Raw genomic sequence first — 23333 nt, forward strand, 5'->3', positions numbered from 1 at the left:
CAGCCTTGAGTAATAACCGATTCGGCATGCCGCCTCCTGGTCTCACTTCCGACAAGAGCGTAAACCCACCTCGAAACCGAAAAATTTGAGTGATTTGTTTCACAACTCTTGATGTAGTTTCACGCTAGCCCAGGTGCCAGTTCACGGCAAGGGAGACCAGGGGATTGGACCCTATTGCTTAGACCGATCACGAAAGCTAGGCTGTCGCTACATTGTGGCTTTCGTCACAATATGTTATGGCCGAAGGGCTCTGCCCCTCAACGAGGAGGAGGTACACCATGAACTGGCACCCAGAAATTCTGCTGTATACCAGGCTGCGCAAATCCCCGTATTTCCATGCATCAGGACGGCACGGGGTTGAAGCCTACAGCGTAGTTAACCACCAATATCATCCGCGCCGCTATGGCGACCCGATCAACGAATATTGGACGCTGGTCAACGACGTCACCCTCTGGGATGTAGGAGCGGAACGACAGGTGGAAATTACCGGGCCAGATGCCTGGGAATTCTCGAATATGCTCACCATGCGCGATCTGAGCGACTTGAAAGTCGACCAGGGCAAATACGCTTTGATCACCAAAGCTGACGGTGGGATTATCTCTGATCCTGTGCTACTGCGGGTTGATGAGCAACGTTTCTGGTTCTCCACAGCGGAATCCACCCTGCTGGTCTGGGCCTACGCATGTGCGCACTGGTCTGGCATGGATGTCCACGTTCAGGAAGCAGATATCAGCCCCGTACAGGTTCAAGGGCAGAAGGCCCTGGATGTCATGGTGGATTTATTCGATGATTCGATCAAAGATATGCGTCGATACTGGTCGAAGCGCTACGAACTCGATGGCATGGACGTTGTCGTGTCTCGAACGGGATTTACCAACGTTGCTGGTTACGAGATCTACCTAGAAAACGCCAAACGCGACGCCGACAAACTGTGGGAAACTGTTTATGAGGCAGGCCAGTCACACGGTATGCGCGTCACCGGACCGGTGCACATAAGTCGGATTGAAGGCGGCATCTTGTCCTACGATGCAGACATGGATCTGGATACCAACCCATTCGAAGTGTTATTCCACTATCCATGGCTCGATGAAATCGATCAAGAAGCGTCATTCATTGGTCAAGCAGCGCTCAAAGAAATCCGCGACAAAGGCGTCGATCGGAAACTCGTGGGCGTGGAAATCAGCGGGCCATCGGTGGGGTCTTATATCGATGGATCTATGCCTGAGGTATTCCCGGTTCACCGTGACGGTACGGAAATTGGATATGTCAGCTCTGCTTGCTATTCGCCACGATTAGAAAAGAACATCGGCTTTGCTATGGTTCCGGTGGATTGTTCAGCTAACGACACCACATTGCAGGTTGAAACACGACACGGAATGGAGACCGCCACCGTGGTAGAGAAACCATTTCTGGGCTACCACGGTTAACGCTCGGTCTTGGCCTGCCAGCCGAGTGCTGGTCGTAATGTCTCAGGCAGCAATATGACCAGGCGCTGGTTTGCAGGAACATGCCCCTGGACTGCCAGATAGGCTAGCCTGTCGTTGTGACTGTCCAACAACCCCGCCAGAACCGTTCCCCGTGGATCGCCTTTGCCGTGACCGCCTCTGTAGCGGTGCTCACCATCCTTGACGTGGTCAAGGTCAATGTGGTGTTAACTCCACTAGAGGAGACCCTGCAGGCAACACCTACCCAAACAGGATTAGTCGTTGCCGGTTACGTTTTAGCATTTGGTATCGCACTTGTACCTTCGGGACGACTCGGGGATCAATGGAACCGCAAAGCGATGTTCATGATCGGACTGGTCATCTTCGCAATTGCGTCCCTGGGGGCAGCGCTAGCTCCGAGCGCCAGCCTGTTGGTCATAGCTCGCATCCTGCAAGGGATCGCAGCAGGGATCCTCATGCCCCAAGTGTTGGGCCTGATCCAATCAACATTCCAAGGCCAAGCCCGCGGGCAAGCTTTTGGAATCCTTGGGGCCGCCATCGGCCTGGGCACAGCATTTGGGCCAACCATCGGAGGACTTTTCTTGGGAGGTTTTGGCTCTGAACTGGGCTGGCGATGGACCTTTGGGATGAATGTTCCACTCGTGCTGGTGGTTCTTCCACTGGCACTATGGCTCATCCCGGCAGCACAACCACATGACGGACGCGCCGATCTTGATCTCGTGGGAGTCATCCTGATGGCCCTCAGCGTGTTATTCGTTATGCTGCCCTTCGTGCTGACAACAGGTTCAGGAGATCATCCCAGTCGCTGGGCGTTCCTCGGGCTGGGCGCCATTACCGCCCTGTTATTTGTGCGATGGGAGAACCGTTACCGTGCCGCAGGCAAAAGTCCCGTTTTAGATTTCACGCTGTTTAGTTTCTCCTCGTACCGCAACGGCGTCATTATCACCACCCTGTGGTTTGCGGCGATGCCTGCAATGTTTCTGGTCATGACCCTGTTCAACCAACAAGGACTTGGCCACGATCCAGTAGTCGTAGGACTGATCACCGTGCCATATGCTGTGGTCTCTGCGATTGTCGCGGCGGTCGTTGGGAAATACACCTTCCGTCACGCCACCAGCCTCATCATCTGGGGTTTCATTATCTTTATCGCAGCCCTGATCGGACTAGTAGCCATTGCCGTAGTTGTCCCACCGGAGCACAACCCGTTGGCTATGGCCATCGTATTGGCAATAGCTGGTGTTGGGCCGGGATTCATCATGGCCGCAAACCAAATGCGCACCCTCATGGATGTTCCGGTTACCCAGGGAGGTGTCGCGGGCTCCTTTCAACAAGTTGGCCAGCGTCTGGGCAACGCGATCGGCATCGCGGTAGGTTCCGCCATTTTCTACGCATTAGTCGTCGCCGTGCCGCGTGATGCCTCAGGCCTACCTGACCCGACCGATGCGTCGAGCGTTGCCGCATATGTGTACGCTTTCCAGATGGCAATGGCCGTGCTCATCTTATGCTCGCTAGTAGCACTGATCTTTGCGGGAATCGATCACCGCGCTCGCAGCAAGCAACTCGCTGAACAGGCTAACGCGACCGTCAAATCCTAAGCAAGCTCGCTGGCACCGCTGAAACGGCGTCATCGAGTTATCCACAGATGATGATCTTTCCTGGCGTGTCCATTCCACAGATTCCATAGTCTCGAACTCACAGCAGACTGCACCAGGCAGTCCACAAGAGTTGAGGAGACACATTGAAGCACACCTTGTTGGCATCGTTAGCCACCGTCACACTGTCGATGAGTGCCGCATTGGGCGCTGCCCCAGCCCAGGCGAATCCGAGTGAAGAGATAGAACATGAAATTCAAGCGGTGATGGGTCCAGAACAGGAATATCAGCGAGGACTGACCGTCAATGATGTTGCCCCAATCCTGCGATCAGTCATCGTCGATGGGGAAGCCATTTTGGCCTACTGTATTGAATATTGGGTTCGAGCCGCATCTGCCGATCACCAAGCGCAAGTCACCGGGTGGGATGGTTTTACCGGAGATAATCATTTCAAAACTAACCCGCAGGTGCGAGAAGCCGTGGCGTGGATTCTCCACAATTCCTATCCGGCACTCTCATTGGACGAATTGGAAGAACGAACATCGTCGACGGCACTCACCGAACCCGAAGCCATTGCTGCAACACAAGCCGCCATCTGGTTTTATACTGATGATTTTGTTGCCGACGGCAACCTGACCGTTGAGCCAGCGCCAGGCGATGCCGCCAGTCTGACAGAGACGTCTGCCGAAAACGTCCAAAAGATCTTTGACTATCTCACCGGGGAAGAAAACACCGGGCTCACCGAGCAAGAAGCGCAGGCCAGTGTCACGCTCACCGATGCTAGGACTGCGGATACCAGCGTGCCCGAGGCGGTATTGGAATCGAAGACCTCCCCAGCAGACCAGATCTTAGGGCCGGTGATCATCAACAGCTCATCTGACTACGTCAACCTCCAGTTAGAAACCACCACCGATGTCTCACAGTACGATGTCACACTATTAGACCCACAAGGGCAACGCATCGACGTCACGACCCCTGTGGCAGTTGAGGAGCTCTGGGTGCACGTGCCCGCCGATGTCAGATCGGGCAGCGTTCAGCTGATTGCCGAGTCCACCGAATATGGGTATACCGGCCGTTTGATCATTCCGGAGCCTGCGCCAGATCGCCGCTTCCAAACCATCGTGGTGGTCGACCAGACCTCAGATAGTGCTACCACTGATCTTGCATTGCGCTGGGAACAACCTGAACCTGCGGAACCGCCAGCCACAACGCCACCCAAAGAAACCGAAGAAGAAGCGCCTCAAGATGACGACGTCATTGTGCAACCAAGCGCGCCCCCGACGCCAAAGGTAACCAACACCCCGGAGCCAGAGCAGCATAATCGTCAGTCCAATACAGTCAACGTAGCGGTCGAGAAAACCACCCAAACTCCAGCGCCATCACAAACCGCTGTCGACGATATTGCAGTCGAAGAAACGGTCCGGGCAGATGAGGCTCCTGCAGAAGAACTGGCCGAAACCGGTGCGCATCAAACACGAAATGTGTTGGTGGCGCTTGGCACGATAGCCCTGGGAGGAATCATGATATTGGTCAATCGATTGCGACGTCGGTGGGCCTAGCGCAGCCCGGGTGATTCTGAGGGTGAAGTCGAACTTAAAATGCAGAAAACGGAAAATTTAACATTAACGTAAAGACCATCATTGAATGGAGTGCTGAAGTCATCCTGGCCAAGCGTTCCAGTATTCGAAAACGAACGATCATGAGCGACTGGAAAGTAACAAGCCTGTGACCTTCAAGCGCTTATAGACGAAAGCTTTCGACGATAGCTAGAAGGGATCTGGTTTTGACTGCAGCATATGACATTGATGATCGAGATCATAAAGCCGAACTGTGGACCTCGGAAGAATTAGATTTCTGGCACCGAGTCGTCGCGGTCTACATGGGCGTCCTCCCTGAACTTGAACGTGACCTCCAAAAAGCTGGAAAACTCAGTTTCTTTGAGTACCAAGTGCTTGAACACCTCTCGTCAATCGAAGGGGCCATGAGCATGACGCAATTAGCGACCAGATGTAACTCATCATTGTCGCGCCTGTCGCATGTCGCCCGGAAACTGGAAGGCCGCCAATTGCTGACTCGTCGTCTATCTGAGGAAGACAAACGGGTTACCGTTGCTGAGCTAACCGAAGAGGGCCGGTATCTTGTTGATGATATCCGCGATGTCTATCGCCAATCTGTTGAGACTCGGGTATTGCAGTCGCTGTCACCAGAAGAGCTGCGTCAAGTGACCGGTCTCCTGGACAGCATGCTGCGTAAAAATGAGCCAAATCACTGGCTGTTTTCTGTGTAGCGACTGCTGCATCTGCTCCCGCAGAGTGGCCGGAGCCGGAACCATATTCTGGTTTGATTAAAGAATCTAGTCATACTAAACTGTGGGGTTGTTGTCCGCACTGTGCCTACTCAGGTCCAACCATGACTCGAGGATGGCAACGGAGCGCGTGCGTGACAACCGAAATATGGCTCTCTTTTGATGCTTTGCATCGATAGGGACTCACCGTCTTCACCCTAGCGATATAAAGGGCACTTCGGTTGGTTCTCACCCAGCCTGGTATTCCTTCGAGAAGGTCGCAGTAAGAGCGCGGTGTAACAACTGGTGGCGAAAGTTCCGCTGATTCCATCAGCCAGACCATACTTTCGCCCGTACTTTTACTACTGCTTAACACGAGGAGTGATCATGGCAGCACACTGCCAGGTAACCGGAGCTGGACCGGGATCAGGAAACCGAGTTTCCCACTCGAACCGCAAAACAAAGCGCCGGTTCAACCCAAATATCCAAAAAAAGAGCTACTTTGTCCCATCCCTGGGTCGCAAAGTAACGCTGAACGTATCCGCACGCGGTATCAAGGTCATTGATGCTCGCGGCATTGATTCTGTCATTTCAGAACTGATCGCTAAGGGAGTGAAGCTCTAACCATGGCAAAAGATAGAGGCTTGCGCCCCATCATCAAACTGAAATCAACCGCTGGCACTGGGTACACTTACGTCACCCGTAAGAACCGTCGCAATAACCCAGACCGTATTACGTTGAAGAAATACGATCCAGTAGCCCGCAAGCACGTTGATTTTCGAGAGGAGCGCTAAGCATTGGCTAAGAAATCTATGATCGCGAAAAACGAGAAACGCAAAGAAATCGTTGCTCGTTACGATGAACGTCGTAAAAAGCTGAAAGCACAGCTGATCGATCCGAACGCAACTGACGAAGAACGCGAAGAAGCACGCGTTGGCCTGCAGAAAATGCCACGCGACGCCTCTCCAGTCCGCGTTCGCAACCGTGACTCCATTGACGGACGTCCACGCGGTACCCTGCAGAAGTTCGGTATCTCGCGTGTTCGTCTCCGTGACATGGCCCACCGCGGTGAGCTACCTGGCGTTACCAAATCTTCCTGGTAATCGCATAAAACTTTAACAAAATCTGGTCGATGTGCATCTATCGGCCAGATTTTTGTTTAAAGCACGCTTCACCATCACCACATTGAACATCACCGGTGACATGGCATTGACCAAAGAAGATATCGAGTGGTGATACCATGCGTTATCCTTGCCATATCAGTTGCTCAGAGGGAAGGCATGATCATTATGTCCAAGTTGAGTTTTGTGGCCCTCTCCTTGCAGACCACACACCTGGATCCCGCGTCGGTTTCAAAAATCTCCTATGTGAAACTCGTCGACGGAAATATCACCAGGCAAGACGATCTCCCCATCATTCCTCCGACCAGCAAAAAGCGAGTTCCCGACGAGCAAGTAGAGACATCACTGATCCCTTGGGATGAAGCGCTAGAAAAGTTGGGCATGATGATTGGCAAGTTGCCCATTGTCAGTTACTACCGTGATGCTGATAAAGAAATCTTCCATGCCGCTTCTCGGTACCTGAATATTGAACCGCTGCGATTGCATTGGTTAGACTGTCGTGAACTGGCGCGACACTTGCTGCCTGAGCTGCCAGATGTCCAATTGTCCACAGTGCTGAAAACCCTTGACCTCTATGAGGACTATGCCGATAGCAGCGCTGTCGAGCAGACCACTCAAATTGTTATCGAACTTGCCCAACGACACGGTGCCACCACAGTAGTGCAACTCTGGGATGAACTCTACGATCACCCTGAGGACTCCCTTGGTCTTGCCTCCACATTTGAAGGGGCCGCAGACTCAGGCAGTTCCACCGATGACGACGAAGTCATCGATGCGCCATTGGCCGCTGAAGTCCTGCCCCTTGCTGAGGTTTCCGGTGGATTGCCACACCCTGCGGAAGATGAACAACTTACCACACCAGAACCTAGCGGTGCTGATCTCCCAGCAACGACTGTCGCTGAGCAAACTCCTGACGAACAGGCCATAGCCCAAGAACCACTCACCAGCCAGGAACCCGATACCACCGAAACACCTGTTGGCTCTCCAGACGAGCAGACACCAGACGACGCGGACCAGCCACTCTTAGAACCGACTGCTGCAGCCTCAGAAGAGTTACCCGTGTTCTTGCAAGAACCGACCCAACACGAGCGAGCTGACTGGCAACCAGAACCGACTCCTACTGAAGCCCCCGATACTGACCAAGACCAAGTTGATACAGTCGAGACCGCCACCGATCAGAACCAGGACTCTGCAGCGGCACCTGAGCGGGACGACGCCGTATTCCAAGAAGCCGACCAACAGGCCCATACCAATACCAGTCACACGCAGTCTCCCACGGAAGAACCCACCAGCGATCAAACGTCGCCAGTCGAGGAAGAACCAGCAGCTGACCCCGAAACTGACACTGCTGTGGCCCCCAGCGAAGCCGACGAACAACCTGCTTTCCTCAACGAGCCGACCGTTGACGAGGTCGACGCGCAGGAGCCAGAAGCTACAGAAACTGAAACCATAGCAACTGAACAGTCCGAACACGCTGAGATGGCATCAGATGAGCGGCAGCCCGAAGAGCTGCAAGAACAATCAGATGATGCAGAGGAACAGGCCTCTACTACAAATGTGGACTCCCCGGCACCGCTCGTTGCGCCACCGATGAATCCACAACGAGAAGAAATAGACGCTGTAACCTCAGAACCTCACACCGTAGAGGCCGTCAAGGTTTCTGAGCGACCACGAGTTGAAGAACCAACGGAACGAGTCTCGAACGTCAATAAGATCTTTGGTTTCGTTGGGTTGTTCGTATTCGGGGTGCTCACCATCATCGGTGTGGTCTTAGTGGTCATGGCCGTGATGCTGTTTTTCACCGAGAATTCTTTGATGCTTGAAACCAAGGTTGCCGGGGTAATTCTCACCTTGGCCATAGCCCTGTTAAGCCTGTTGATGACCAACGTCAGCTATCGCAGTTTTCGCAAGAAATAGCCCGGCGAAGCAGGCCTTTTCAGATGAACTTGCAGCGATAGGTATTTGAAAATTAGAGCATCATTACTGGGAAGACGCTGAGATTTCCGCAGCTTTTTGCTCAAAAAAGGCGGATTTCCGCGAAATTCCGTAAAAATCGCCGCGAAAAGCGCCACAAACCGCGCCAATAGTGGTACCTTTTCCAAAAGGAGTTCGGCGAACGTCGAGCTTAAGACAACCTAAAGTCCAGGAGGACATATGGCTATGAACCGCAGTGAACTTGTTGCAGCAGTTGCCGAAAAATCTGGTAACTCCGCTGCCGCCGTCAATGGTGTGCTGGACGCCGTATTCGAAGTTTTTGCTTCCCAGGTTTCCAAAGGCGAAAAAATTACTATCCCAGGCTGGTTCTCGGTGGAACGCACCAACCGTGCCGCTCGCACCGGTCGCAACCCACGCACCGGCGAAGCAATCGAAATCCCAGCTGGTCACGGTGTCAAACTGTCCGCTGGTTCGAAACTGAAGGCTGCCGCCACCGGTGAGAAAAAATAAGTTCTAGTTCTCCTATAGAACCGAGACGCTCCGGAATTGTCCGGGGCGTCTTTGCTCTTAACTCATAATGTGCCAGCGGCTAGTAAAAGATGGTTTAATGAATTCGACCACTCGTAGAATTCAATCAGCGCCACGCAGGCGCTTGTTCAGGAGAGTTACATGTCGGACGATGCCGTCTTGCACAGACGTAGCTCCGGTATTGCTCGATTCTTCCGCGGGTGGATCATTGCGGTCCTAGCAGTTGTGCTTGCCGCCGGTGGTCACCAAATTGCGCATTCCATGATGCACGGGGCAACTGAAACGATCCCGCTGCAACTGCTAGCCTTTGCTGCAGCACTGACTGCCCCAATTGCCGTCGCCTTAGCAGGCCAGCGTATCTCCACCTGGTCCACGGCCGCCACCACGATCTTTGGCCAAATAGCCTTTCACACACTGTATTCACTGCCCTATACCGGCGTCTCGCAGTTACCAAACGGCCACGACCATCACGGTCACATGGCACACCTGGTGACGCCGGATACCCCCGCAGTCCAGCACGCTGCGCACACAACAGCCCTAGCAGGCTTCGTCATGATCGCCGCCCACTTGCTGGCTGCGGCACTGACCGTCGTCGTCATTACTAACGGCGAGCACACCCTGATCACGCTGGCGCACTGGCTGACGATGGCACCGGTGCGCATTGTGCTAGCCACCCGACCGGTGATCCTGGCACGCCGCAGCTTGGTAGCGGCTGGGCTCCGGGTGTGGGTACCCCATCCGATGAATGTCACCCAAACACGCACGACCAGAGGCCCTCCTGTATTAGCGTAGACGTGGCCTACCTGTGGAAGTGGCCTCCCACATTCGTTGGATTAACCCAAGGACTCCTTGGGGAGGAAGTATGCAAAAAACTCTCACCACCAGACTTGGTGTCTGGTTTGCTGCCCTGATGATTACACTGGGCTTGGTGCTGGCCCCACAGCTGGCACACGCCCATGATGTGTTAATCGAATCGACGCCAGAAGTCGGCTCAACCGTTGAAACCACCCCCGCCGAGGTGCGCTTGCGCTTCTCCGGGACACCGTTGACTGGCGAAGGCCTAACCAACCTGATTCGTGTCACCGATGCCCAAGGCAATCAGTGGCAAGACGGCGACCCCACCGTGGAAGGTTATGACCTGGCCGTGCCCCTGTGTGAAGGTCTCCCACAGGGCGAATACACGGTGGCCTACCGAGTGATCTACTCGGATGGTCACACTGGTGAAGAAAGCTTCAGCTTTACCAATGCCGACCCGTCTGCCCCAACTGAGGGCGCTCCGCAGAACTGCGGTGAAGCGGCGGCAGCAGACTCACCAAATGCAGGTGAAACGCAAGCACCCCAGACCAACGAACCGCAGGCTACGTCCGACGCCGAAGGGGCCAACCAAGAAAACTCTTCAGCGTCCATTCCCGCATGGATCTGGATCTCTGCGATCGCCGGAATCGTCGTGGTAGCAATCGTCGTTGTGATGTTGCTGCGCGGTAGCCGCGTAGACGAACAGTCTGATGCGGAGGATGACGCCTAACGTGTAGGACAATATTCATGAAGAAAACACACCGCCCGTTTCTCGCCACCGCCGCACTGGCTGGACTAGCTCTGGCTGGATGCAGCACAGCTGACTCTGCCGAAACCACAAATGAACACGTAGAAGATGGCGAATTCTTTTCGGTTGAGGACCCTTGGATCAAAGCCACCGAAGAATCCCTGGACACATCCAGTGACCAATCCATGACCGGTGCCTTTGTGCACCTGACCAATATCTCAGGTGAGGATCAGACCATCGTTGGTGCTGACGCCGAGATCGCCGAGCTCGTGGAACTCCACGAAGTCGTTGACGACGGCGGGGTAAACCTGATGCAAGAAAAAGAAGGCGGCTTCCCGGTGGCCGCGGATCAGCGGTATGAGCTCAACCCGGGGCAAGACCACGTGATGCTCATGGACCTCACCGAGGAAATCAAACCGGGAGATCTAATCGAGATCACCTTGGAGCTAGCAAACGGTGAAACCCAGGTTATTGACTTTGTTGCCAAGGAATATGTTGGAGCACAAGAAAATTACGGTGACCTCGAACACGATGACACGCACTAAGGACAACGATACCCAGTGACCAAGACGAATGATTCCACCGAAAAGCAACCCACCCGGGGTGTTTCGCGGCGCGGATTGTTGTTGGGCGCAGGGGGAGTCGTTGGTGGTGGCCTGGTTGGTGCCGCAGCAGGATACTCTGTGGCATCGACCGCGGCCCCCGCTGCACCCGGTGATCTTCAACAAGCCGTGGAGGTCACCCCCGGGGTCGCCAATACCCAGGTGACCGTCTCCCACCCCTACGGCACGGACACGATTGACTTCTATGGTCCACGCCAGGCCGGGGTGGATACTCCGCAACAAGCCCACGCCATTTATATCGGACTGAACCTCAAAGACGATACCGACGCCGATCGGCTGTCCTCCATGATGCGTTTACTTACCGACGACGCCGCACGGCTGACTCAGGGCAGAGGGGCGCTGGCTGATCTTGACGAAGAACTCGCAGCAGCCCCGGCACGCCTGACAGTCACCTTCGGATTTGGGTCGGAGGTATTTGACCGTACCCGCCCCGAGCTAAAACCCAAGTGGCTGAAACCCCTACCAAAATACGGGATCGACCAGCTGGACCCAGCCTATACGGGTGGCGACGTCGTCATCCAAATTCAAGGCGATGATCCGCTCTCCGTGGCCCACGCTCGACGCATGCTGCTCAAGGATGCCCGCGCATTTGCCACGGTAGCTTGGGTCCAAAGCGGTTTCACACATGCTCGCGCATCACGGCCCGATAACACCACCATGCGCAATCTATTCGGCCAGGTTGATGGCACGGGCAACCCTCAACCAGGGTCCGCACACGCCGAACGCATTATCTGGGGTGTGGGTGAAGGTGATGGTGGCGGCACCAAGAACCTAGAACCGTGGATAGATAACGGCACCTCGATGGTGATCCGACGCATTGCGATGAACGTGGACGAGTGGGACGAACTGGATCGCCCCGCCCAAGAAGGCGTGATCGGACGCTTTCTGGGCTCCGGGGCGCCACTGACCGGAGAACACGAACACGATACGCCTGATTTCGAGGCACTCGGGCCAACAGGATTCCCGATCATCTCGGATATCTCGCACATTCGCCGTGCCCGGTCGGACGACCCGGATGAAGCCATGTTTCGGCGCAGTTTCAACTATGATGAACCACCCGCCACCTCCGGTGACACACTGCACGGCCAAACCGGAGTATCGCAAACCGGGCTGATCTTCGTGGCCTTCCAGTGCGACGTCGAACAACAATACATCCCGGTCCAGGATCGGCTGGCCGAAACTGACCACCTGAACCTGTGGACCATCCCCATCGGCTCGGCCGTCTTTGCCGTGCCACCCGGTTGCCAACCCGATGGCTATATTGGCGAAGCACTCTTCGCCTAGCACCCCAAGGAGTACCGTTGACGAAAACTACCACCCCCACAACGCAATCACCCAACTGGCTATGGCCGGTTGCGGTGATCACCGGTGTTGCGTTTTTGATCGTCATCGGGATCTCCTCGGGCGTGACAGCCGTCCAACAACTGTCCGACCCCGGTGCGCTGACCCGGTGGGCCCTGCCGGCGACCAAGATCATTCACAACATGGCCTGGTCGCTGACCTTCGGGGCGCTGATGTTTGCAGCTATCATTCTGCCGCGCTTCACGGCGATGCCCAAGCGCGGCAGACCGGTGGCCGACGACGCCAAAGAACACCCCGCCTATACCCGCAGCCTGCACATTGCCTCGGTATCGGCGGTCATCTGGACGTTCAGCGCGATCGCCCAGATCATCTTTACCTACTCGGACGTCGCCGGGATGCCGGTCAACACCTCCGAAGGCTTCTCATCGGGCATGCTGGACTATGTATTAGCTATTGCCGTGGGACGAGCCTGGTTCTGGATGACGATCATTGCCGCCGTCGTCACCAGCCTGGTCTTTGCGGTGCGCACCCCAACGGCCATGGCCTGGGGGGCGGTCCTGGCACTATTGGGGATCGTCCCGCTGGCGCTGGTAGGGCACTCGTCATCAGGTGATGATCACTTCGCCGCGGTCAACTCGATCGGTCTACACCTGCTCGGTGTGCTGCTGTGGGTCGGGGGACTGGTGCTGCTGGCCATGCTGGCCCCAACGTTGAGCGGTACCTCACAACTGAAACCCAAGATCAAAAAAGGCCACACCCAGCCACTGGTCTACACCGTATTGACTAGGTATTCGGCGATAGCCGGTGTGGCCATCGCCCTGGTCGCTGGATCAGGAGTAGCCAATGCGGCCATCCGCATGGAAAATATTGAACATTTCATGGCACCTTACGGGCAGATGGTCCTGCTCAAAGGTGCACTGACCGTTGTGCTGGGGCTAATTGGCCTAGCCCACCGGGTGCGCGTCATTCCACGGTTAAAAACCGGCACCACCCAGCCGCCGGAAAATACCCGCAAGATCCTGTGGCGGTTGATCGCCGTGGAACTCGTGATCATGATCGGTATCATGACCACCGCCAGCATTCTGGGCCAATCTGAGCCACCAAAACCTGAAGAAATCCCACCCGATGCCTCCCCCGCACGCATCACCACCAAATACGAACTGCCACCAGAACTCACCGCCGTTAGGTGGATTACCGAGTGGCGCTTCAACTGGTTGTGGGTCGCCATCGTGATCTTCTTAGCCATCTGGTATGTCCGGGCTCTGCGCAAACTGGCAGCCCGCGGCGACAAATGGCCCATCGCGCGCACCATTTTCTTCTTCATTGGACTGGCCATCCTGGTCTGGGACACCTCCAGCGCCCCGGCGATCTACGGTCTCGTATTGTTCTCCGCCCACATGGTCAACCACATGATCCTGACCATGCTCATCCCCATCTTCTTGGTGCTGGGAGCGCCCATCACCTTGGCCTTGCGCAGCATAGCATCGCGCAAAGATGGCACTCGGGGCCTTCGAGAATATATGCTGGCCGTCTTGAATTCCAAGTATTCTAAGGTCATTACCCACCCGATTTTTGCTGCAGTGAACTTTGCCGGGTCGCTGGTGATCTTTTATTTCACCCCGGTCTTTGAATTTGCGTTGCGCTATCACATCGGCCATGAACTGATGAACACGCACTTCTTGCTCACCGGATTCATCTTCGCCTCCGTGATGATCGGGGTCGACCCGCTCCCTAACCGGCCAACCTATCCGCTGCGCCTGGTGATCCTGATCGCCACCATGGTATTCCACGCCTTCATCGCGGTGGCACTGACCGGTTCGGACTCGCTGCTGATGGCCGAATGGTTCTCCGCGATTGGACGCGACTGGGGTCTGCCGGCCATTGATGACCAGAAGATGGGTGGCGCGATCATGTGGGGGACCGGTGAATTCCCAACCGTGGCCATGGCCCTGATTGTGCTGTACCGTTGGCGCACCGAAGATATCCAGCACGCCAAACGCCGCGACGCCCGCGTGGATAAATACGGCGACGCCGACCTTGACGAACTCAACGAATACTACGCCCGCATGGCAGCATCCCAGGAGCCAACCACCCATGACAACCCCCGGTAAGATCACCAAAACCCTGACCGTGTTCTTGGTGGCCGTACTCGGACTGGTCGGCTGTTCCTCGAATGACGACGCCCCTGACGACGCACAGGCCAATCAGCTCGATAATCTCATGACCGCTGATGCACGCCCGGACCAACGGGCCGCCGGGGGCGCCACCGCGATGGCCATCGAACTGGGATTCGAACAAGTCCAACCCGCTACGGCAGACGAAATCGCCAGCGTGCGCGAAGCAGCCGCCGAGCGCACGGATGCCGCACAAGAGCTCGACGTCGAACCGGCAAGCTGTGCCGCCCCGATCGCCGAACTCGACTGGTCGCCCATCCAGGCGTCGTCGGAATCAGTAACGCGCGTAGATTTTGGTCGGGAAAATTTTGCCGGTGCCGGTAGCGTTGAAGTCGCCGGCATCACCGAGGACACCGGTGGCTCTGCTGCGGCCGCTGACGAGGTGGCAGCCCACCAGCAAGCAGTTGAACAGATCACGACCAACTGCAATGACATCACAATGCTACTGGCCGATGAATCAGAACCCGATTGGGCAGAATTACCCTACACATTCACCGCCCAAGCTATTGAAACCGATTCGGGCTCGGGACTGCTATGGCAGCGGTATCCCGCAGATGATCCCAATGGTCAGTCCACTACCGCGTTAACGCTGATGACCGAGTCCGAGGGCTACGCGATCATGGTTGCGTTTATTGGCAGTGAAGAAATTGCCGACGCGGAATTTATCGACATCAGCGAAACCATCTTGGCCTCGGCTATCGCACAACTGGACTGAGGTTTAAACTCCAATGGTCAGGCTCTTGCGCGCCTGACCATTGGTGCATCATGTCAGTTTTGGAGCGTTCCGTAGGTCACTGGAACGGTTCCTAATGTAGTGGCGTTGCGTGACCGCAGTCTTGCGTCTGGGTAAACGCCAGTTCAATTTAAACAACCGGTTGGGTTGGGTGGCTCTACGGCATCGAAAATATCACGCCACCAGAGCCGAAAATTTCAGCGGCAACCTCGGAGATATTGGTTCGGTATTACTGGGGTAGCCAGCATCTAAAAGCTACCGAGGTGATCATCACAGTTGTGAAACGTGATTTGCACATGAGAAGTCTTGCTGCCTATAACACGCTTATCGTGCGTGATTTCAGCAACTCCGAGCCCGCATTGATAGACGCAAAATGTGCTGCATGACGCCCAAGTCACTGACTGGGTGAAAGGTTATGAATTCCGGGTAGTCCTGCCATGTGGCGTTAGGATAATTTCATGACCACACCTGCCCCGACCCTGCGACTTATTCAAATTTCCGATCTGCATTTGGTAGAAGAAGGTAAACTGCTACGCGATGCGTTGGATACCCCGAACCGTATGCGTGATGTCCTTGACCGGGTGCTCACGTTGGGGCCGGCCGCCATTATTTTATCCGGTGATCTTGGGCAACGAAATCACTACGTTCACGATGATTTGGCCGCCTACGTTGGGCATTTTCAGGAACAACTGGGCATCCCGTTCATTGCAGTTGGCGGCAACCACGACCCAATCGATGCTGTCGGACAAGCCTTTAACCTGGCAAAGATCGCTTCCGGTCCAGAACTGGGTGATACCGTCCATGATGTCCAGGGCCTACGAATTATCGGCTTAGATTCGCACGGTGTTGGCAATAATTACGGCCATCTGACCAGGCAACAACGTGACTGGTTAGCTGAGATAGTCGCCGAACCCGCAAAACACGGCACGCTGCTGGTAGTCCACCATCCGCCAGTGCCTTCAACAACAACAGCCCAACGGGGGTCGGGTCTGCGAGATACCGACAAACTCTACGAGGTCATCAAAGATTCCGACGTGCGGGCCATTTTGTCTGGCCATTACCACTACCAGGTTGCCGGGATGTTGGGACATATTCCAGTGTGGGTATCGGCTGCGGCATCATATAATTTTGATCTTTTTGCCCCGGGGGATATCCTGCGGGGCATGGCTGACGGGTGGGCGACCATCGTGGATGTCTACCCACAGACCGTAACCTTCTCATCGTTATTACTGACCCACCGTGATGAGGTGTTTGCGAAAACCGTTGGCTGATACACGTTCGACACCGGAGTCTTTCCGAAGACTCTATGAGCTCCTGGATGCGGCCATTGATCCGGGCAGCTGGTGGCCGGCCGAAACGCATTTTGAAATCGGTGTGGGTGCGATCCTGACCCAGAACACGGCCTGGAACAACGTCGAACAGGCCATCGATGCGCTAGATGCCAATCGGCTACTGACTCCCACGGGCATTGCCGCTGTAGATATCAACGGTCTCAAAGAACTCATCCGACCCGCCGGATTTATGAACGCTAAAGCCACATATCTAAAAAACTTCACCACCTGGTATCTGGCAAACTACACCACGGCCGGCGAACTACACACCGACCAGTTACGCAAGGACCTCATGGCGGTGCATGGCATCGGACCCGAAACCGCAGATGTGCTCATGCTGTATGTGTACGAGCGGCCGGTGTTCATCTGGGACACTTATGCCAGGAGACTACTGGTTGCAGCGGGTTACGAGGTACCCAAAGACTACGAAGCCGCACGACGTGCACTGACTGCGCCCATGCTGGCATCTGAACTCACCACCGCTGAACACCAACGTTTCCACGGTCTGATTGTGCAAGCGGGCAAATATGCTACGGCGGCCGGGGGCTGGGAACACTACTGGCACCAGTTGCACCACTAGTGTCCCTATGAGCTTCTCAGCGACTTCCTCGGGGCGGTCTCCATTGGCATACGGCTGCAGCACGGGTGCCGCGGTTGGTGTCCTACCGATCGCCGCACGCCTCGGTCACTGATGTCAACGGCATGCTGCGCTAAGCGGGGTTAGACCCGCTGGTCTACCTCGAGTACAAGGGGCTGAAAACCATGTTGAAAAACGACGGCGCACTCCGGGGCTCGTTGCGATACTGCCCGGCTCAAAATCGTCTACGCAATATTAGACACCCGCCTGAGATTTTTGAAAATGCAGTAGTCCGGCCTTGATCCTTGGATTGACATGCTCATTCGCTGAATATATCGCTGGTGAGATTTCAGCAGGTGATCCGGTTGGCACCAGCTGTGATTTGAGAGGCTTCGTCGAGCTCAAACGGGGATGGACGAATGCAACACACGTTTTGGGTAGAGATGAACAGAGCGGGTGACGGGAATCGAACCCGCGTATCTTGCTTGGGAAGCAAGCGCTCTACCATTGAGCTACACCCGCACAATATGCAACGGCCAGGGACGCCGTCGTCATTGGTACAACGAATATCTTAACATCTCGTTGCAGTGAATCTGCGCATTCGGCAAATGTTGCGATTTGCTCACCGTGAAAACTGACGACTGAATGTGACGCAATGACTTGCATCGGATTGGGGATAAGGAAGAATACAAGGCATGACTTCGGCACCTTCGACTCCTCGTATCCGCGCCTCTGAACTGGTTGGCGAAACCTGGTTCAACACCGGCGATAAAGACTTGAGCCTCAAAGATCTTCGCGGCAAGATTGTGATTTTAGACTTCTGGGCATTTTGCTGTGTCAACTGCCTGCATGTGCTCGACGAATTACGCCCTCTGGAAGCCAAGTACGCTGACGTGCTGGTGACCATCGGGGTGCACTCACCAAAATTTGATTACGAAGCGGAAACCTCGGCGGTGGCCGCAGCGATTGAACGCTACGACATTGCACACCCCGTTATCAACGATCCCGAACTGATCACCTGGCAGGCCTACACGGCTCGTGCTTGGCCGACCCTGGTGGTTGTGGATCCGGAAGGCTACGTGGTCGCCCACCTGACCGGTGAAGGGCACGTGTCCGGGTTGTACTCGCTGATCGACCAGCTTGTTGAAGAACACGAGGCCAAGGGCACCCTGCATCGCGGGGAAGGCCCCTATGTGGCACCAGAACCGGTAGCGCGAGACCTGAAATTCCCGAGCAAAGCCATTGCCTTGGGCGCCCGAGGCACCCAGGCAGGCTCATTTTTGATTGCCGATACCGGTCACCACCGCCTAGTTGAGGTGGCCGAGGATTTGGAAACCGTGTTGCAAACCATTGGTGGTAATGGCACAGGAACTCCGGTCTCCCAGGAGGCTGCACAGGCCAATCCAGAACTGATCTCCGTGCGGGGCCATGCCGATGGCAATCGTGAGATTGCACTGTTTAACGAACCACAGGGCTTAGCTTTGCTGCCTGAGGACATCGCCGCCCAGGTTGGCTACGATGTGTTGATCGCTGATGCTGTCAACCACCGACTGCGCGCCGTGAACCTGGCCACCGGCGAGGTTTCGACCGTAGCCGGCAACGGAGTCCAGCGTCTGATTGACTCCGAGCGCGTCCAGGCAGAAACCGCAAGCGACGAAGCTGAAACCGTGGATCTGGCACCGTTTACCACCGAGGCCGTGCAAACCTCACTATCGACCCCGTGGGATGTGCAGTACTCGGAAGCCGAATCCAAGGCGATCATTGCGATGGCTGGCACCCACCAGCTGTTTTCTTATGACCCGGTGAGCAAACAACTGGCGATCTATGCCGGCACCGGCCTGGAAGGTCTGCTCGATGGGCCCGCCGATGAGGCCTGGTTGGCACAGTCATCGGGGCTGTCCATCGATGCCGAGGGAACCCTGTGGGTTGCCGATTCTGAAACCTCGGCTGTCCGCTATGTGATCCCGTCGACCAAGAGCGGCTCGGGGAAACCAGAAGTAGGCACCGTCGTGGGCACCGGACTATTTGATTTTGGTTTCCGTGACGGCAAACCCCAAGACGCCCGTCTGCAGCACCCGCTGGGCGTCACCAACCTACCTGACGGTTCGGTGCTGATTGCCGATACTTATAACCATGCGATTCGCCGCTGGGCACCACAAACCCTGAACCCGGATGGCACCACCAAACCGGCCGAGGTCACCACGGTTGCCCGCGACCTACAAGAACCCTCCGACATCCTGGTCGAAACCGATGCCGAGGGGACGGCGGTCTCGATCGTCGTCGTCGAAACCAATGCCCATCAGCTGGTGCGCATCTCGGTGCCCGAAAAATTCTTACACGTCGACGAGGGTGCAATGCAGGTGCAGCGTCCACCAACGAAACTGGTTGCCGGCGATATCCCGATCAATATTTCATTCACCGCACCCAAGGGCCAGAAACTCGATGACCGTTGGGGCGACCCAACCCAGCTGACCATCTCCTCAACCCCGGAAAACCTGCTGCTGGAAGGTGAAGGACGCGAAACCGGGCTGACCCGCCAGCTGAGACTCAACCCAGAGATTACCGAAGGTGTCCTGCATGTGACCGCACGTGCTGCCGCATGCGATGGCGAACACGGCCAACCCATCCCGGATTCCGCCGCCTGCCACCTGTACCAGCAAGACTGGGGCATTCCGGTAACCATCCACGCAGATACCTCCGACGGCGCACACGACAAACTGGATCTGGACCTGCGCGGTATCCACTAAAACCCAGACTCAACACAACCATCCGTTCGGATAGACTAGGCACCAAACGTGTCGTCTACCCGAACGGATGTGTTGTTTCATGGCCACCCTGATCGCACACAGCCCCGAACCAGCAACCCAACACTTCGCCGACCGCCTGGCCACCCTGTTGAAAGACCAGCGAGGTGTCACCATTGCCGTTGTGGACCTGGCCCGTGCGGCCCGCTACGTAGAGAACGTCGACGCCGTCATTGTGGTTGCCGAAGCCACGGAAGAAACCTTCAACCACCCGGCCCGCAACTTCTTGACCAGCCAACACGCGGAGCTAGACAATACATCCGTATTCATCGTCGCGCTAGGCACCGCTCCAAGATTGACCAAAACTCAACAGATCGCCATGGACGCTTTTGAGCCACGCGACACAGCCTATTTCCGAACTGATGCCCTTGATGAAGCAGCACTGAACACCTGGGTCGGTCAAATCACCCTTCACGGTGTCGTCTAACTACTGCCAGTCGGGACGCACTCGAAGATTCTCTGGTGTCAGCTCCAATTGTGCGGTCATCTCGAAAGGCTCCTCGTAACGCACTTCTGACTGCTGACCCGACCCAATATCAATCTCTTGGGCATTGAGCACGGCAGTGGCCATGATCCGATCAATCGTCGGTTCAGATTCTTCCCAAGAGTACTGCACTTCGGGAATATCAATCGACCAGTTCACCGATTCCGGCACAATCCGGTTGGTTGTTTCATACCCAAACGGACAGCCCGTGGGCTTCAACACCTGCTGCTGCGTACACCGCTGCAGCTGTTCTTGTACTTCCTGGGTTATGGCATCATCGACCGCCTGGGTCGGCTGGACTTCGAATTCAAAATCTCTATGCGCGCCAGCAGCCAGTACATCGTGGGCGAGCAGTTCTGTTGGCTCAGCGACTTCTAAATAGGTGCCGTGATACTCAAGTTCTATTGACGACGGCGCAAAAGCCGCCAGCGTTGCCGGGGAACCATTGAGCCCCAGAAGGGGAGTGGGCTCATCGTTGACATGAGCTACCGGCTCATCGGCCTTAGCATGTTCTGGCATTTGCAGTGGCGTCAATTCAACCTGCTGTAGCGGCAGCGGATGCAGCTGCCACACGTTAAAAAACAGCCAGGAGGTGCCCACCTTATCGACCACAATCGAGGTTGTCTGGGGCTCATCATGGGCATCCTGATAGCGGATCTCAACTACTTGCTGAGCAACTTCGGTATTGCGAAAGCTTTCCGGCACTTCGGCATCGGTTGCCACAATCTCGGCGTCTTCCAGCATCGCTGCCGAAGCAGCCAACGCCTCACCGTCCAGTAACACCGTGGAGATCGTCTCGGGAGTGTTTTCCGCCAGGTACCCCTGTGACAGTGCCATCGCCGTGGAACCGTCCCCGGCACGCAACGCATCGACGTATTCCTCGACTACAACCTCAGCGTTATATACCAGGGAATTCAGCAGCATAATCACGGCAGCAGCAACGAGCACCAGTGCGCCGATGACGATTCCCCAAAAGCCCGGCCGGGTCACAACGGGCCGCTGTCTGGAAGTTCTGGGCACCTTAATTTCCTTCGAGATGACGGATAATGCTCTAGGCTAACAGACCTGCGACAAGGATCATCGCCGGTATCGCAAGAATCGTTGTCACAAACACGGTGTCTCGAGCAACAATCAGGCCAGTGTTATAGCGAGATGCAGAGACAAACACATTTTGCGCCGTGGGCAAAGATGCTAAGACCGTGGCCACCAGAACATCGTCTGGATCCAGCTGGAACACAAATTGGGCCAGCACCCAGGCAACGAGCGGGTGGATGATTAATTTGATGGTCGCCGCCAGGATGGTATCGCGACGTCGGCCCTGTTCTTTATCCAACGGGCGGGAGCCAACTAAGGAAATTCCAAAGGCCATCAGCATGGTGGGAATCGCGGCACCGGCGATGAGCGTAATGGACTCATCTAAGGGTTTCCACAGTTGCCACTCGGTAATTGAAAACAGCAAGCCTGCCCCAGAACCGATGATCAACGGGTTGCGAATCACGGTGGCAAAGATGCGTCCCAGACTGCGCCAGAAGCCCGCGCGCACGACCTTGGTCTGCGAAGTCCCGGCCTGTGATTCTTTGAGGGTTTGAGTGTCGAGGACAAATACATAAATTGGCGTATAGATTGCCAGTTGAAATAAAATCACCGGCGCTGCATAGCTGGCATCTCCCAACACATAGGCAGCAATCGGAATACCCAGATTTGCAGAATTAATTAAGGACGCCGACAGGGCGGCAATCATTTTCTCGGAGCCACTGCGTCGCGTCAGGAGAAAACGTGCGCTGATCAGATACAAGCCGGCGGCAATGCCCGCCGAGAGAGTTGCGATCCATAATTGCGGTCCCAGGACTAAGAAAACGTTGCTGTTGGATAAGGTGTTGAACAGCAGTGGGGGAGACGCCACGAAGAACGCTACCCGGGATAAGACCGGTTGTGCGTTCTGACCAAGTGCACCAGTTTTCCCAACGGCATACCCGACCAGGATGATCAGCCAGATAATGAAAAATCCCGACAGAACCTGTGACACTGGTACCTTTCGTCAAGTAGTAGCGTCACGACATCATTCGTGACGGCGATGCACCTGCACTAAACTACACCCGGTACAACCCGGAAGCGCCCCGAGATAGGAAGTAATGCCTGACCAACAACGCAGACGAACCAGAATCTGGTGGCTGTCTGGAATTCTAGCTATTCTCGGTGCGGGTATTGCAATGTTTGCTGCAATGGAACTGTTTGTTGTCACTCTGGTGACGGTGGGCCTCGCTGTTATTGTGACGATTCTGTTGGGTTCAGTCCTCGCTGAGGCCGATAAATAGCATCATTCCCCACAATTTATACGCCCTTAGTGAAATATTGTCGCTAGACTAGGTGTATGCTGAATCACTTTGCTAGCTGCCGTTGTGTTCGCGCGGTAAATATTGGCGCACGTTGCGTAATTCTGTGGCGAGAAATCGCGTAATTCTGCGGTAGTTTAGCCTTTCGTAACCAATTAGGGAGCATCGAATGTTCGCTAATTTGGTCAGCCCAAATTGCCTGGAACCGCCGGCCGTGACGCGATATATTATGAGTAGTTCAAAAGAAGGTATTGAACTGCTGTACGAATGAATATCAGGAGGGAACAGCTTTGGTTCACCACCAGAATAAGAACACGCTACTGGGTGGGCTGGGTGCTGCGGTTGCCGTCCTGTCTGCATTGGTCGTCGTGACAGCGATCGCTCAGATGTACGCGCTTACCGTCAGCCTCATAATTACTCAGCTCGCCGTGCTGGGCGCTATTGGCTATATCTATACAAAGGCACGCCAACAAGAAAATGAAATGTTTTGTGCCAGCCTGACCGTAAATAAATAGGCCGCTAGT

General features: G+C 55.4%; 23 protein-coding genes and 1 tRNA gene. 21 read left to right on the top strand and 3 right to left on the bottom strand.

Going from position 1 to position 23333, the window contains the following annotated elements; all coding sequences use genetic code 11:
* Nucleotides 1-278 precede the first annotated feature (278 nt).
* The 17 genes from K8V32_RS11420 to K8V32_RS11500 all read left to right on the top strand — a co-directional run bounded on the left by K8V32_RS11420 (nt 279) and on the right by K8V32_RS11500 (nt 17191).
* Entirely contained in the window at nt 279-1427 is a 1149-nt protein-coding gene (locus K8V32_RS11420; protein WP_303907455.1) for a glycine cleavage T C-terminal barrel domain-containing protein, read from the top strand.
* A gap of 116 nt (nt 1428-1543) precedes the next feature.
* Complete coding sequence (locus K8V32_RS11425; RefSeq protein WP_303907457.1) at nt 1544-3040, top strand: MFS transporter; 1497 nt, start codon at nt 1544-1546, stop codon at nt 3038-3040.
* 143 nt (nt 3041-3183) lie between these two features.
* On the top strand, nt 3184-4596 hold the full coding sequence (locus tag K8V32_RS11430; protein WP_303907459.1) for a thioester domain-containing protein: 1413 nt from the start codon (nt 3184-3186) through the stop codon (nt 4594-4596).
* 224 nt (nt 4597-4820) lie between these two features.
* Nucleotides 4821-5324 (top strand): MarR family winged helix-turn-helix transcriptional regulator, encoded by a 504-nt coding sequence (locus K8V32_RS11435; protein ID WP_303907461.1) that lies wholly within the window; start codon nt 4821-4823, stop codon nt 5322-5324.
* Nucleotides 5325-5708: 384 nt separating this feature from the next.
* Nucleotides 5709-5945, top strand: coding sequence for a 50S ribosomal protein L28 (gene rpmB, locus K8V32_RS11440; RefSeq protein WP_043057772.1), 237 nt, complete (start codon nt 5709-5711; stop codon nt 5943-5945).
* Between the two features lie 2 nt (nt 5946-5947).
* The gene (rpmG, locus tag K8V32_RS11445) at nt 5948-6115 is read left to right on the top strand and encodes a 50S ribosomal protein L33 (RefSeq protein WP_043057773.1); all 168 of its coding nucleotides are present in this window, start codon (nt 5948-5950) and stop codon (nt 6113-6115) included.
* A gap of 3 nt (nt 6116-6118) precedes the next feature.
* Complete coding sequence (gene rpsN / locus K8V32_RS11450; RefSeq protein ID WP_303907465.1) at nt 6119-6424, top strand: 30S ribosomal protein S14; 306 nt, start codon at nt 6119-6121, stop codon at nt 6422-6424.
* 186 nt (nt 6425-6610) lie between these two features.
* Nucleotides 6611-8359, top strand: a complete 1749-nt coding sequence (locus K8V32_RS11455) for a hypothetical protein (RefSeq protein WP_303907467.1) — start codon at nt 6611-6613, stop codon at nt 8357-8359.
* Between the two features lie 237 nt (nt 8360-8596).
* On the top strand, nt 8597-8887 hold the full coding sequence (locus tag K8V32_RS11460; RefSeq protein WP_043057776.1) for an HU family DNA-binding protein: 291 nt from the start codon (nt 8597-8599) through the stop codon (nt 8885-8887).
* 159 nt (nt 8888-9046) lie between these two features.
* The gene (locus K8V32_RS11465) at nt 9047-9697 is read left to right on the top strand and encodes a hypothetical protein (protein WP_303907470.1); all 651 of its coding nucleotides are present in this window, start codon (nt 9047-9049) and stop codon (nt 9695-9697) included.
* 70 nt (nt 9698-9767) lie between these two features.
* Entirely contained in the window at nt 9768-10430 is a 663-nt protein-coding gene (locus K8V32_RS11470) for a copper resistance CopC family protein (protein WP_303907472.1), read from the top strand.
* Between the two features lie 17 nt (nt 10431-10447).
* Nucleotides 10448-10993 (top strand): copper chaperone PCu(A)C, encoded by a 546-nt coding sequence (locus tag K8V32_RS11475; RefSeq protein ID WP_303907476.1) that lies wholly within the window; start codon nt 10448-10450, stop codon nt 10991-10993.
* Nucleotides 10994-11008: 15 nt separating this feature from the next.
* Nucleotides 11009-12355: a Dyp-type peroxidase gene (locus K8V32_RS11480; RefSeq protein ID WP_303907480.1), complete on the top strand. Its 1347-nt coding sequence runs from the start codon at nt 11009-11011 to the stop codon at nt 12353-12355.
* A 17-nt stretch (nt 12356-12372) separates the two neighbouring features.
* Entirely contained in the window at nt 12373-14484 is a 2112-nt protein-coding gene (locus tag K8V32_RS11485) for a bifunctional copper resistance protein CopD/cytochrome c oxidase assembly protein (RefSeq protein WP_303907482.1), read from the top strand.
* Nucleotides 14468-15262, top strand: coding sequence for a hypothetical protein (locus tag K8V32_RS11490; RefSeq protein WP_303907485.1), 795 nt, complete (start codon nt 14468-14470; stop codon nt 15260-15262). The genes K8V32_RS11485 and K8V32_RS11490 overlap by 17 nt, the downstream gene beginning before the upstream one ends.
* Nucleotides 15263-15738: 476 nt before the next feature.
* Entirely contained in the window at nt 15739-16551 is an 813-nt protein-coding gene (locus K8V32_RS11495; RefSeq protein WP_303907487.1) for a metallophosphoesterase family protein, read from the top strand.
* Entirely contained in the window at nt 16544-17191 is a 648-nt protein-coding gene (locus tag K8V32_RS11500) for an endonuclease III domain-containing protein (protein WP_303907490.1), read from the top strand. Before K8V32_RS11495 ends, K8V32_RS11500 begins: the two co-directional genes overlap by 8 nt.
* A gap of 448 nt (nt 17192-17639) precedes the next feature.
* Here K8V32_RS11500 and K8V32_RS11505 read toward each other — a convergent pair.
* A tRNA-Gly gene (locus K8V32_RS11505) sits at nt 17640-17710 on the bottom strand.
* A gap of 173 nt (nt 17711-17883) precedes the next feature.
* On the opposite strand from K8V32_RS11505, the gene K8V32_RS11510 reads away from it, so the two are divergent.
* Both K8V32_RS11510 and K8V32_RS11515 read left to right on the top strand, forming a co-directional pair.
* On the top strand, nt 17884-19935 hold the full coding sequence (locus K8V32_RS11510) for an NHL domain-containing thioredoxin family protein (RefSeq protein WP_303907493.1): 2052 nt from the start codon (nt 17884-17886) through the stop codon (nt 19933-19935).
* Between the two features lie 79 nt (nt 19936-20014).
* On the top strand, nt 20015-20419 hold the full coding sequence (locus K8V32_RS11515) for a flavodoxin domain-containing protein (protein ID WP_303907496.1): 405 nt from the start codon (nt 20015-20017) through the stop codon (nt 20417-20419).
* Here the strand turns inward: K8V32_RS11515 and K8V32_RS11520 are convergent, their stop codons facing one another.
* Both K8V32_RS11520 and K8V32_RS11525 read right to left on the bottom strand, forming a co-directional pair.
* A complete protein-coding gene (locus K8V32_RS11520; protein WP_303907498.1) occupies nt 20420-21496 on the bottom strand; it encodes a hypothetical protein in 1077 nt (358 codons plus the stop codon).
* A 31-nt stretch (nt 21497-21527) separates the two neighbouring features.
* On the bottom strand, nt 21528-22502 hold the full coding sequence (locus tag K8V32_RS11525; protein ID WP_303907499.1) for an AEC family transporter: 975 nt from the start codon (nt 22500-22502) through the stop codon (nt 21528-21530).
* Between the two features lie 106 nt (nt 22503-22608).
* On the opposite strand from K8V32_RS11525, the gene K8V32_RS11530 reads away from it, so the two are divergent.
* Together K8V32_RS11530 and K8V32_RS11535 are read left to right on the top strand one after the other, a co-directional pair.
* Entirely contained in the window at nt 22609-22791 is a 183-nt protein-coding gene (locus K8V32_RS11530; RefSeq protein ID WP_303907502.1) for a hypothetical protein, read from the top strand.
* 308 nt (nt 22792-23099) lie between these two features.
* Nucleotides 23100-23324, top strand: coding sequence for a hypothetical protein (locus tag K8V32_RS11535; RefSeq protein ID WP_303907505.1), 225 nt, complete (start codon nt 23100-23102; stop codon nt 23322-23324).
* The last annotated feature ends 9 nt before the right edge of the window (nt 23325-23333 follow it).

Origin of the sequence: Enteractinococcus helveticum (assembly GCF_020742345.1) — a bacterium.
GTDB lineage: Bacteria > Actinomycetota > Actinomycetes > Actinomycetales > Micrococcaceae > Yaniella > Yaniella helvetica_A.

Excerpts from the sequence above, each read along its gene's own strand:
- K8V32_RS11530 (WP_303907502.1), top strand. The coding sequence starts at position 22,609 with ATGCCTGACCAACAACGCAGACGAACCAGAATCTGGTGGCTGTCTGGA.
- rpmG (WP_043057773.1), top strand. The coding sequence starts at position 5,948 with ATGGCAAAAGATAGAGGCTTGCGCCCCATCATCAAACTGAAATCAACC.
- K8V32_RS11515 (WP_303907496.1), top strand. The coding sequence starts at position 20,015 with ATGGCCACCCTGATCGCACACAGCCCCGAACCAGCAACCCAACACTTC.
- K8V32_RS11460 (WP_043057776.1), top strand. The coding sequence starts at position 8,597 with ATGGCTATGAACCGCAGTGAACTTGTTGCAGCAGTTGCCGAAAAATCT.
- K8V32_RS11470 (WP_303907472.1), top strand. The coding sequence starts at position 9,768 with ATGCAAAAAACTCTCACCACCAGACTTGGTGTCTGGTTTGCTGCCCTG.
- K8V32_RS11490 (WP_303907485.1), top strand. The coding sequence starts at position 14,468 with ATGACAACCCCCGGTAAGATCACCAAAACCCTGACCGTGTTCTTGGTG.
- K8V32_RS11495 (WP_303907487.1), top strand. The coding sequence starts at position 15,739 with ATGACCACACCTGCCCCGACCCTGCGACTTATTCAAATTTCCGATCTG.
- K8V32_RS11475 (WP_303907476.1), top strand. The coding sequence starts at position 10,448 with ATGAAGAAAACACACCGCCCGTTTCTCGCCACCGCCGCACTGGCTGGA.
- K8V32_RS11465 (WP_303907470.1), top strand. The coding sequence starts at position 9,047 with ATGTCGGACGATGCCGTCTTGCACAGACGTAGCTCCGGTATTGCTCGA.
- K8V32_RS11420 (WP_303907455.1), top strand. The coding sequence starts at position 279 with ATGAACTGGCACCCAGAAATTCTGCTGTATACCAGGCTGCGCAAATCC.
- K8V32_RS11455 (WP_303907467.1), top strand. The coding sequence starts at position 6,611 with ATGTCCAAGTTGAGTTTTGTGGCCCTCTCCTTGCAGACCACACACCTG.
- K8V32_RS11510 (WP_303907493.1), top strand. The coding sequence starts at position 17,884 with ATGACTTCGGCACCTTCGACTCCTCGTATCCGCGCCTCTGAACTGGTT.
- rpmB (WP_043057772.1), top strand. The coding sequence starts at position 5,709 with ATGGCAGCACACTGCCAGGTAACCGGAGCTGGACCGGGATCAGGAAAC.